The sequence below is a fragment of the Methylobacterium sp. A49B genome (genome assembly GCF_053346215.1).
This window is the reverse complement of the sequence record NZ_JBKFBO010000072.1, coordinates 72,732-83,377: the sequence shown is the minus strand read 5'-3', so window position 1 is coordinate 83,377 and position 10,646 is coordinate 72,732. Positions and strand designations below refer to the sequence as shown.

The 10,646-nt window shown below is 73.2% G+C and carries 13 protein-coding genes; 2 read left to right on the top strand and 11 right to left on the bottom strand.

Translation table 11 applies throughout. The features are described 5' to 3' along the window. The 11 genes from dxs to ACLBX9_RS08780 all read right to left on the bottom strand — a co-directional run. Positions 1-1,933: 1-deoxy-D-xylulose-5-phosphate synthase (dxs, locus tag ACLBX9_RS08830; RefSeq protein WP_447718658.1), on the bottom strand; the 1,933-nt coding region annotated here is incomplete at its 3' end. A 43-nt stretch (positions 1,934-1,976) separates the two neighbouring features. Continuing rightward, the gene (locus ACLBX9_RS08825; RefSeq protein ID WP_010681936.1) at positions 1,977-2,237 is read right to left on the bottom strand and encodes an exodeoxyribonuclease VII small subunit; all 261 of its coding nucleotides are present in this window, start codon (positions 2,235-2,237) and stop codon (positions 1,977-1,979) included. Positions 2,238-2,376: 139 nt separating this feature from the next. Then, positions 2,377-2,889 (bottom strand): tyrosine phosphatase family protein, encoded by a 513-nt coding sequence (locus ACLBX9_RS08820; protein WP_010681935.1) that lies wholly within the window; start codon positions 2,887-2,889, stop codon positions 2,377-2,379. A gap of 49 nt (positions 2,890-2,938) precedes the next feature. Next, positions 2,939-3,499 (bottom strand): hydrolase, encoded by a 561-nt coding sequence (locus ACLBX9_RS08815; RefSeq protein ID WP_447718660.1) that lies wholly within the window; start codon positions 3,497-3,499, stop codon positions 2,939-2,941. 29 nt (positions 3,500-3,528) lie between these two features. Next, a complete protein-coding gene (locus ACLBX9_RS08810; RefSeq protein WP_010681933.1) occupies positions 3,529-4,143 on the bottom strand; it encodes a DNA-3-methyladenine glycosylase I in 615 nt (204 codons plus the stop codon). A 67-nt stretch (positions 4,144-4,210) separates the two neighbouring features. Then, positions 4,211-5,062 (bottom strand): CAF17-like 4Fe-4S cluster assembly/insertion protein YgfZ, encoded by an 852-nt coding sequence (ygfZ, locus tag ACLBX9_RS08805; protein WP_010681932.1) that lies wholly within the window; start codon positions 5,060-5,062, stop codon positions 4,211-4,213. A 103-nt stretch (positions 5,063-5,165) separates the two neighbouring features. After that, positions 5,166-5,420, bottom strand: coding sequence for a hypothetical protein (locus ACLBX9_RS08800; RefSeq protein ID WP_447718657.1), 255 nt, complete (start codon positions 5,418-5,420; stop codon positions 5,166-5,168). 172 nt (positions 5,421-5,592) lie between these two features. Further along, positions 5,593-6,057 (bottom strand): TIGR02301 family protein, encoded by a 465-nt coding sequence (locus ACLBX9_RS08795; protein WP_447718656.1) that lies wholly within the window; start codon positions 6,055-6,057, stop codon positions 5,593-5,595. Continuing rightward, positions 6,054-6,530, bottom strand: coding sequence for an NUDIX hydrolase (locus ACLBX9_RS08790; protein ID WP_447718655.1), 477 nt, complete (start codon positions 6,528-6,530; stop codon positions 6,054-6,056). Before ACLBX9_RS08790 ends, ACLBX9_RS08795 begins: the two co-directional genes overlap by 4 nt. Further along, positions 6,527-7,717 carry a hypothetical protein gene (locus ACLBX9_RS08785; protein ID WP_447718654.1) on the bottom strand — a complete coding sequence of 397 codons (1,191 nt, stop codon included), beginning with the start codon at positions 7,715-7,717 and terminating at the stop codon, positions 6,527-6,529. Before ACLBX9_RS08785 ends, ACLBX9_RS08790 begins: the two co-directional genes overlap by 4 nt. Beyond that, positions 7,714-8,436, bottom strand: a complete 723-nt coding sequence (locus ACLBX9_RS08780; protein ID WP_039892132.1) for an SDR family NAD(P)-dependent oxidoreductase — start codon at positions 8,434-8,436, stop codon at positions 7,714-7,716. Before ACLBX9_RS08780 ends, ACLBX9_RS08785 begins: the two co-directional genes overlap by 4 nt. A gap of 166 nt (positions 8,437-8,602) precedes the next feature. On the opposite strand from ACLBX9_RS08780, the gene ACLBX9_RS08775 reads away from it, so the two are divergent. Together ACLBX9_RS08775 and plsX are read left to right on the top strand one after the other, a co-directional pair. Then, on the top strand, positions 8,603-9,184 hold the full coding sequence (locus ACLBX9_RS08775; RefSeq protein WP_447718653.1) for a carboxymuconolactone decarboxylase family protein: 582 nt from the start codon (positions 8,603-8,605) through the stop codon (positions 9,182-9,184). Between the two features lie 291 nt (positions 9,185-9,475). Further along, positions 9,476-10,510, top strand: coding sequence for a phosphate acyltransferase PlsX (gene plsX / locus ACLBX9_RS08770; protein ID WP_039892122.1), 1,035 nt, complete (start codon positions 9,476-9,478; stop codon positions 10,508-10,510). Positions 10,511-10,646: the final 136 nt, after the last annotated feature.

Here is a 10,646-nt window from a genome sequence, read left to right as displayed (position 1 = left end):
CCGGCAACGTATCGAGCGCGGTCCTGACGATGGTGGCGGCGTCGAGCCCCGCCTGCGCGTACATCTTCTCCGGGCTGTCGTGGTCCTGGTAGGCGTCCGGCAAGGTCATCGTCCGGACCCGCACCCGCCCCGCGTCCAGCGCGCCCTTCTCGGCGAGCAGGTGCAGAACCATCGCGCCGAACCCGCCCCGCGAGCCCTCCTCGATCGTCAGGAGAACCTCGTGGTCCCGCGCAAGCTCCAGGACCAGCGCCTCGTCCAGAGGCTTGGCGAACCGCGCATCCGCCACCGTCACCGCCACGCCCTGCTCGGCCAGCGTGTCCGCCGCCTTCAGAGCCTCCGAAAGCCGCGTGCCCAGGCTCAGGATCGCCACCCGCGCCTCCGCGTCCCGCCGCACCACACGGCCCTTGCCGATCGCCAGCACCTCGCCCCGCTCCGGAAGCTCGACGCCGACACCCTCGCCGCGCGGGTAGCGCAGCGCGATCGGGCCCGTGTCGTGCGCGTGCGCGGTCGCCACCATGTGCACCAGCTCGGCCTCGTCGGCCGCCGCCATCACCGTCATGTTCGGCAGGCAGCACAGATACGCCAGGTCGAACGCGCCGGCATGCGTCGCCCCGTCCGCCCCCACCAGCCCCGCACGGTCCATGCAGAAGCGCACCGGCAGGTTCTGCAGCGCCACGTCGTGCACCACCTGGTCGTAGGCCCGCTGCAGGAACGTCGAGTAGATCGCCACGAACGGACGGTAGCCCTCGGTCGCCAGCCCCCCCGCGAACGTCACCGCGTGCTGCTCGGCGATGCCCACGTCGAAGGTCTTGTCCGGATGCGCCTTGCCGAACAGGTCGATGCCCGTGCCGCCCGGCATCGCGGCCGTGATCGCCACCACCCGGTCGTCGGCGTCCGCCGCCTTGATCAGGCTCTCGCCGAACACCCGCGTGTAGGCCGGCGCGTTCGGCTTGGCCTTGGCCTGCACCCCTGAGACCACGTCGAACTTGACCACGCCGTGGTAGCGGTCGGCGCTGGCTTCCGCCGGCGCGTAGCCCTTGCCCTTGCGGGTGACCACGTGCAGCAGGATCGGGCCGTGCTCGGCGTCGCGCACGTTCTTCAGCACCGGCAGCAGGTGGTCGAGGTTGTGCCCGTCCACGGGACCGACGTAGTGGAAGCCCATCTCCTCGAACATGGTGCCGCCGCCGACCACGAGCGAGCGGGCGTACTCCTCGGCCGCGGCCGCGCGCTGGTAGAGCGCCTTCGGCAGGAGCTTGCCGAGCTGCTTGGCGGTCTCGCGCAGGGACTGGTAGGTGCCGCCCGAGGCGAGCCGCGCGAGGTAGGCCGACATGGCGCCGACAGGCGGGGCGATCGACATGTCGTTGTCGTTGAGGATGACGATCAGGCGCGAGTGCAGGGCGCCGGCGTTGTTCATGGCCTCGTAGGCCATGCCGGCCGACATCGAGCCGTCGCCGATCACCGCGATGGCGTTGCGGCGCTTGCGCGCCTGGCCCTTCTGCTTGGCGGAGGCCGCGTCGAGGTCGCGGGCGACCGCCATGCCGAGCGCGGCCGAGATCGAGGTCGAGGAGTGGGCGGCGCCGAAGGGGTCGTAGACGCTCTCGGAGCGCTTGGTGAAGCCCGACAGGCCGCCGCCCTGGCGCAGCGTGCGGATGCGGTCGCGGCGCTCGGTGAGGATCTTGTGCGGGTAGCACTGGTGGCCGACGTCCCAGACGATGCGGTCGTCGGGGGTGTCGAACACGTGGTGCAGCGCGACCGTGAGCTCGACCACGCCCAGCCCGGAGCCGAGATGGCCGCCCGTGATCGAGACCGCGTCGATCATCTCGGCCCGCACCGCGTCCGCCACCGCCTGCAGCTCCGACTCCGGAAGACCGCGCAACGCAGCAGGGTTCGGGATACGGTCTAGGAGCGCGCTCTGCTCGGGGGTAATCGCCACGGCATCAACCTCTATCGGACAGGATCGGTCGGACCGCCGAGCCTCAGGACATATCGAGCGGCGCCACGCCCTCGGGCCGCCCGTCGGAGCCGAGGGTGATCCGCTGGATCCGCGCCTCGGCCCGCTTGAGGAGCGCCTCGCAATGCTTCTTCAGCACCTCGCCGCGCTCGTAGATCGCCACCGATTCGTCCAGCGGCACGTCGCCCCGCTCGAGCCGTCGGACGATTTCCTCGAGCTGCTCCAGAGCCTTCTCGAAGGGCAGGTCGCCGGCGGCGGGGGCCACCTCGGGTCTGCTCGTGGTCATCCCTGATACTTCCTTTGGGGAGGTTCTAAGGCGGTAGACCCCGCGGCTACAACCCAGGCGCGGGGGGCGCCAGCCCCCGCGGGCCAGTTTTGAACCGGGGCGGCGGCGTTTGCGCCACACCCGGAAACCGGCAGGGTCCTCACACCAGCGTCAGGCAGAACGGCGTGCCCTCGAAGGCGTCGGCCCCGCGGCCGATCCGCGCGATGGCCGCGACCATGCGGCCCTCGCGCCCGAGCATCCGGTCGGCGATGGCGACGAAGAGCGGGTTGGGCGTGGCGGACGGGGACGCCGCCCGCAGGGTGTCGGCGATCGCGTCCTCGTCGCGCTCCGGCGCCAGCGCGCAGGCCGCGATGTAGGCCGCGGCGGTCGAGCGACTGATTCCGGCGTAGCAGTGGACGACGAGGGGCTTCTCCCGGGGCCAGCCCCGGACGAAGTCGAGCACGCGGGCGACGTGCTCCTCCGCCGGCAGGACGTGCCCGTCCCGGGCCGTCGCGATGTCGCTGACCCCGATGACGGCGTGGTTCGCGGCGTCGATCACCGCGGGCCGTTCCAGGGGCGTGCCGACGTTGATCAGCGTGAGCACGTGGCTCGCGCCGGTGGCGGCGACGGTCTCGGACAGGCGCGAGAGGGGGCAGACGTGGAGAGTCGGCATGGTGCCGTGGCCAGTGGCGCGGGATCGTGACGGATCGAGGGCGGGCGCGTCAGGTCCGGCACAGATCCTGGAACCGGTCGAGGAAGCGGGCCTCGGCCTCGGCGGTCGGCCAGGGTTCCGCCAGCGCCAGGACCGGATCGGGCAGGTCCGCGGCCTGACCGAAATAGAGGGCGGCCTCGTCGGGCGCGAAGCCGGCGAGGCGGACGGCCTCCAGATGGGCGGCGCATCGGTCGGCCCGCTTCACCAGTGCAGCGAGCGTCGGCGAAGGCTCCGCCAGCCCGAACCGGCGGCGGATGGCGGCGAGCAGGCGCAGCTCGACCCCACGATAGGCATCGCCGATCGCCGCCTTGAGCGGGGAGATGATGTCGCCGACCACGTATTCCGGTGCGTCGTGCAGCAGCAATTCCAGGCTCTCGGCCGCGGTGCAGCCGGGGGCGATGTGACGGCCGACCGCCTCGACCAGCAGGCTGTGCTGGGCCACCGAGAAGACGTGCGGGCCCCGCGTCTGGCCGTTCCAGCGAGCGACCCGGGCGAGTCCGTGGGCGATGTCGGCGACCGCGATGTCGTGGGGCGCTGGGTCAAGGAGGTCGAGGCGGCGGCCGGAGAGCATCCGCTGCCACGCGCGGGGCGCCGGCCCGCTCACGGGGTCCGCCCCAGCTCCGCGCAGGGGCCGTGCCGGTGACAGCCGACGAGGTGGTCGTTGACCATGCCCACCGCCTGCATGAAGGCGTGCACGATGGTAGGTCCGCAGAAGGAGAATCCCTCCGCCTTGAGCGCCTTGCCGATCGCCCGGGAGACCGGGGTTTCGGTGGCGATCTCGGCGCGGGTCCGGGCGGTGCCCTGGATCGGCCGCCCGTCCACGAAATCCCACAGGAAGCGCGCGAAGCCGGGGCCGCGCTCCTCGATCCGCAGCCAGGCCCGGGCGCCCGCGATGGTGCCCTGGATCTTGGCGCGGTTGCGGATGATGCGGGCATCCGCCATCAGCCGCGCCACGTCCGCGTCGGTGAAGCGCGCGATCCGCTCCGGGTCGAAGCCCGCGAAGGCCTCGCGAAAACCCTCGCGGCGGCGCAGGATGGTGATCCACGACAGGCCGGCCTGGAAGCCGTCGAGGATCAGCTTCTCGTAGAGGGCGCGGCCGTCGCGCTCGGGCACGCCCCACTCGGTGTCGTGATAGGCGACATAGAGCGGGTCGAGGCCGGACCACCAGCAGCGGGTGCAGCCATCGGGATGGTGAATCAGGCCGGTCTCGGACATACGCCCGGTTTAACGAGAACAGGAGCAGAACGCCATCGTGCAGCGAAGCCGCGAAGCGGCACGATGTTCAACCCGCCGCGCCTGCCGCCGCCTCGGGCATCGCGAAGGTCGCGTAGCCTGGCCGCTCCAACTGTACCGGCCGGTCGCCCGCGAGCGGTGTCTCGCCGGCCGCCAGAGCATCGCCCAGGCGATCGAGGCGGACCGTCGCGAGGCCACGACCGCTCGCCACGCCGCCGGTGGTGCCCAGCACCTTGCCGGCGGCCGTGATCTCGGTGCCCGGCGCGGGCGCCCCCTCCGGGTAGGCGGCCGCCAGGATGCGGGTCCGGGCCGTGCCCCGGTGCTGCATGCGCGACACCACCTCCTGGCCGACGTAGCAGCCCTTCCGGAAGTCGATGCCGCCGAGCTGGTCCATCAGCGCTTCGTGGGGGAAGGCGTCGCTGAAGGCGTAGTCGCGCCCGCCCTCCGGGATGCCCAGGGCGATCCGGTGGGCGTGGTAATCCGCCTCCGCGGCGTCCGCCGAGAAGGCGCCCGCCTCGGCGTAGAGCCGGGCGCCGAGATCGGCGTGGCGGGAATCGGCGACCGCCTCGGCCGCGGCCGGCACGGCGCCGTCCCAGGCGGCCGCCACCGCGACCGCCGGGTCGGCGGCGATCGTGACCTGCGCGCGCAGCCGGTAGAGCGTCAGGCGCTTGGCGAGATCGGCCGCCCGATCGGCCTGCACGTCGAACCGGAACCCGTCCGGGATCCGCGAGACGAGGAAATCGAACAGGATCTTGCCCTGCGGCGTCAGCAGGGCGCCGAGCCGGGCCTCGCCGGCCTGCAGCGTCTCGACATTGCAGGTCAGCACGCCCTGGAGCAGCGCGGTGGCGTCCGGGCCGGTGACGACGACCAGGGCGCGGTCCGGCAGCAGGGCGACAGGCATGGCAGGCTCTTCCTCACGCGACGGGGGCGGTCCGGCATGCCGGACCGTGGAGCCGGGACGTAGGCGCTGCCCGCGCCCGCCTCAACCGTCCGCGCCGCGCACCTCAGTGCTGGAGGGTCGTGGTGAAGGCGCCCCCGCGGATGCGCTCGGGGAATCCTTCCGCGTAGCGCGCCGTCGCTTCCTCGCCGTAGGTGGTCACCAGTTCCTGGAAGGCCGCGAACAGCGCGGCCTGGGCCATGCAATCGCCGTCGAGCCCGTCGAGGCAGCCCTCCGCGAACGCTTCCGAGACGTAACTCAGCGCGACGCGCTTCTCCTCGACATCGACCTCGATGGGGGCGGTGTGAGAGATGTGCTGCATGGCCCGACACTTCCGTTTCGCCGGGCACGAGACCCGGTGGACAGGACGGATGATAGGCGGGTCCCGGCGGCTCGGCCAGCCGGGAATTTCAGATCGGTTAACGCGGGGACTCAAATCCGATGCATTGCCGGCATCGGCGCGGGGTGTGTTCCCCCTGCATCACCCCCTTGTTTCACCCGCCGAACCGGCCGGCCAGCGCGTGCGACAGCCGGTCGCCCTCGGCGACGTAGCGGGCGGCGGCCTCGTGGGCGGCCGGCGTGCAGACCCGGTAGGTCAGCGCGTAGCCGCGGTAGCCGCGGTTATAGGCCCCGGCCAGTCGGTCGCGGCGGGCGGGCGTCACGCCCTCGGACTCGATCAGCGCCTTCATGCGGGCCGGCCAGTCCGCGGCGTCGGGGGTCCCGCACAGGCCGCGCAGGAACGCCAGCGCCCCGATGATCTCGGACATGCGCATCAGGTCGCGGTCGTAGGGCGCGGGGACGTCGGCGGGCGCGTTCGCCTCCTTGGGCGCCTCCTTCGTGGCCTCCTTGGCGGTGTCCCGGGCGGCCGGGCGCCCGGCGCGCTGCTGCGCCGGAGCCGGCGTCGGAACCGCCCCGGCGAGGAGCGCGAGCAGGCACAGGATCGATGCCGGGCGCCTCACGCCGTCGCCTCCCGGTCCTGCAGCGCCGCGCGCGCGAAGGCCGCCCGCAGGGTGTCGATCAGGCCCGGGGTCGTCGGCAGCGTGGCGACCTCGGCCAGCGTCGCCCAGCGGGTCCCGAGGGCCTCGGGCCCGGCCACCGGCTCGCCGCCCTGCCACAGGGCCGCGTGCGGGTGGACGACGTAGTGGTGCCGGGCGCGCCCGGCTTCGTCGCGGACGATGATCTCGGTGGGCGGGAGCACGCCGACGACCGCCGCCGACAGGCCGACCTCCTCGGACAATTCGCGCAGGGCCGCCTCGGCGAGGGATTCGCCGGCTTCCACGAGGCCGCCCGGGAGCGTCCAGACCCCGCGCATCGGCTCGTTGGCGCGTGCGGCCAGCAGCACCCGGTCGCCGCGGATCACCGCGATCGACGCACCCACGAAGGGGCGCGCCGGGAACAGGCGGCTGTCGGCCGCCGGCGCGTCCGCGGTCACGGCGTCCCTCCCTCGGGGGCGACCACAGCCACCCGCCCGTCGGCGAGGCCGACCACGATCCGCGCCGCCGCGCCCTCGCCGAGGACCACGATGCCGGTCTCGGGCGCCGCCGGGAGCGGCACGCGCAGGCGCTCGCGCGGCGCGCCCTTCACCGTGATCAGGGCGATTTCCGGCTTGCCCGCCACGGGCAGAATCAGCTCGGGGCTGCCGCCGGCCGGGGCCGTGACCGCGAGGTCCGAATCGCCGTCGCCGGCGGCGTAGCCCTCCGCCGCGCCGGCCGGCTCGATCCGGTCGGGCTGCAGCGTCCAGATTTGCAGGCGGCCGCGCGCGCTCACCGTCGCGGCCTGGATCTGGCCGGACCCGGCGAAGTCGGCGATCCCGGCGATCTTGAGGGGCGGCCCGGGCTGCGGGTCCGTGCGCGCCGTGACCGCCCAGGTGCCGCCCGCCGGACGGCCGATCAGGACGAGCCCGCCCGAATCCGCGCCGGAGCGCGTCGTGGCGAGCAGTGCCGGGCGGTCGCCGAGGCGCAGCAGGCGCGGCCGGAGGGGCGCGAACACCACCTCGCCCCCCGCCGGCACCGTGACGGTGGCCACCGGCACCGGCTTCGGATCGGTGCTGACCGCCATCGGCTGGCGCTCGCGGATCGTCAGGACGGAGGCGGCCTCGCTGCCGTCGGCGGCGCGGGTGCGCCCGGTGAGATAGGCGCTGATCGGCCCGGACAGCGCCCGGCGCGAGCCGGGCAGGGCTCCGCGCGGCGTCTCGGCGGCGGTAAGCCCCTCCACCGCCTCCGGCCCGATCGGGCGGACCGTGACGGTGCCGCCGGACAGCGCCAGCACGGCGCCGCCCGCGTCGCCCCAGGCCACGGCGAGCGGTGCGCTCTCCTCGTCGCCGGGCTGCTGACTCACCGTCGCGCCGGTGATCGGCAGGAGGCCGGAGGTCGCCACCGAGACCGCGGCCTCGCTGCGGGGGCCGCGCAGGGCGCGCACCTTGAAGGGCAGGTCGAGGATCCGGACGGCGGGCTCGGCCCGCGCGGTGGCGGGCGGGAGCGCGCACAGGAGCAGGACTGCGAGGAGCGCCCGGCGCCGGACGTCACGGCCACGCGCCGCCGCGTCCGGTCTGTCCGCGCGCCTGTCCGTACGCGCCTGCGTCGAACCGGACGCCGCGTCGGCGAGGCGCGCTCTGGTCAAACGTGCTGGCCGCCGTTGATGTGCAGCTCGGCCCCGTTCACGTAGGACGAGGCCTCGGTGCACAGGAAGTAGATCGCCTTGGCGACCTCGTCCGGGGTGCCGAGGCGGCGCTGGGGGATCTGCTCGATCAGCTTCTCGGTGCCGGGCGACAGGATCGAGGTGTCGATCTCGCCGGGCGAGATCGCGTTCACCCGCACGCCCAGCGGCCCGAAATCGGCGGCCATCTCGCGGGTCAGGCCGGCTAGCGCCGCCTTGGACGTGCCGTAGGCCGCCCCCGCGAAGGGGTGGACGCGCGAGCCCGCGATCGACGTCACGTTGACGATCGAGCCCTTGGCCCGGGCGAGTTCCTCGCGCAGGCCCCGGGCGAGCAGGATCGTGGCGAAGAGGTTGACTTGGAACACCCGCTGCCACGCATCGAACTCGGTGGCGAGCGCGCCGAGGCGCTCGCCCTCCGGTCCCTTGGGCGAGATGCCGGCATTGTTGACCAGCGCGTGCAGCACGCCGCCCTCGGCGGCGAGCCGGCCCCGGACCTCCTCGACGGCGCGGACCGTGTCCTGGGCATCCGCGAGGTCGACCTGGAGATGGTCCTCGGGGCCCATCTCCCAGGGGCAGTTCTCCGGGAAGGCGTGGCGCGAGCAGGTGATCACCCGCCAGCCCGCGGCCGAGAAGCGCTTGACGGTGGCGTGGCCGATGCCCCGGCTCGCGCCCGTGAGCAGCATGATGCGCCGGCGTTCGTTGACGGGGAGGGCCAAAGCCGTAAGCCTCGCTGGCGGTAGGGATCGCGGCCCGCTCCGGGCGCGGGTCGTGCCGGTGAGCCCCTACGGTCTAGGCGCAGTGGGGCCGGAAATCCAGAGCGCGCCAGGGATAGGGAAGCGAGGAGACGCCATGGCGAGCGGCCAGACCAGCGCGGAGCGCATGCCGGAAATCCCGGCGGGGGATCTCACGGAGGCGCAGGCCGCCGCGGCGGCGGCGTTTTCGGCCGAGCGCGGCGTCCCGGTCTTCGGGCCGTTCGTTCCGCTGCTGCGCAGCCCGGAGCTGATGCTCTGCGCCAGCCGGATGGGGCTGTACCTGCGCTACGGCAGTGCCCTGCCGCTGCGGATCAGCGAGTTCGCGATCCTCATCGTGGCCCGGGAATGGAGCCAGCCGGTGGAGTGGGCGATCCATCACCCGATCGCCCTCAAGGCCGGCGTCGCGCCCGAGACCGCGCAGGCCCTGGCCGAGGGGCGCCGGCCCGACACCATGAGCGCCGACGAGGCCCTGGCCTACGCCTTCTCGACGGAGCTGATGCATAACCGTGCGGTGAGCGACCCGACCTACGCGGCCGTTGAGGCGCGCTTCGGTGCGCAGGGCGCGATCGATCTGACCGGCATCAACGGCTACTACGCGCTGCTGGCCATGACCATGAACGTCGCCCGGACGGCGGTGCCGGACGGGTCGTCCGCGCCGCTGCCGAGGCTGGTGGGATAGGCGGCGCCGCCGCGCGGCCGATCGTCGGGCCGGGATCAGGCTCCGGTTCGCACCACCCGTCCGGGAGCGGGTGCAGGCCACCACGCGAAGGGGCGCGGTCGTGCAGCGCACGCTGCCGGATACCGTGCCGGGGCTGCCGCCTGAGTGCTGCCTGAGCGCCACCGGGCGGAGAACGGAACCGCGCGCCGCCCGATTTCATTTGCCCGCCGGGCCGGTATCGCTATGGTCCGCCGCGCCCGGCGGGGCCTGTCCCGCCATATCCCCCGCCGAGATCCGCGATCCGCTAACGACATGTCCCAACGCGTGTGCATCTCGCTCGACGCCATGGGCGGCGACCACGGGCCCACCACCGTCGTGCCCGGCGCCGCGCTCGCCCGCGAGCGCCATCCCGGCACCACCTTCCTGATGTTCGGCGACGAGGCCGTCATCGCGCCGCTGGTCGCCAACGAGCCCCGGCTCAAGGACTGCGTCGAGATTCGCCACACCAGCGTGGCGGTGGCGATGGACGACAAGCCGAGCCAGGCGGTGCGCCAGGGCCGGGGCAAGTCCTCCATGTGGCAGGCGATCCAGGCGGTCCGCGACGGCCAAGCCGATGCCTGCGTGTCGGCCGGCAACACCGGCGCCCTGATGGCGATGTCGAAGATCTGCCTGAAGACCATGTCGGGCATCGAGCGCCCGGCCATCGCCTGCCTGTGGCCGACCGTGCGCGGCGAGAGCGTCGTGCTCGACGTCGGCGCCACCATCGGCACCGACGCCGAGCACCTCGTCGAGATGGCCGTCATGGGCTCGGCCATGGCCCGCATCGTGTTCGACCTCGACCGTCCGACCGTTGGCCTGCTCAATGTCGGCACCGAGGAGATGAAGGGCAACGAGGCGGTCAAGGAGGCCGCCCGGATCCTGCGCGAGATGGAGAGCCCGGGCCTGAGCTACCACGGCTTCGTGGAGGGCACCGATCTCGGCCGCGGCACGGTCGACGTGGTGGTGACCGAGGGGTTCACCGGCAACATCGCCCTCAAGACCGCCGAGGGCACCGCCAAGCAGATCGCCACCTACCTGCGCGCCGCGATGACCCGGACGCTCGCCGCCAAGATCGGCGCGCTGTTCGCCCGGCAGGCCTTCCGGGCGCTCAAGGACAAGATGAATCCGAGCCGGGCCAACGGCGGCGTGTTCCTCGGCCTGGAGGGGATCGTCATCAAGAGCCACGGCTCAGAGAACGCGCAGGGCTTCGCGGCGGCGATCGATCTGGCGCACGACATGGCCCGCCACGACATGATCCGCACGATCCGCGAGATGCTCGACCAGACATCGGCCCTCGCGCCGGCCTGACCGGCCAGTGCCGGCCTGATCGGCCGGTGCCGGCCTGACCGGCCGGTCCCGGCTTGAGAGCCCGTCGCCGGACGGGATGGAAATCGGGCGGTCCCGGCATCACAACTGGGAATTGTGAGGCCGCAACCGTCCGGGA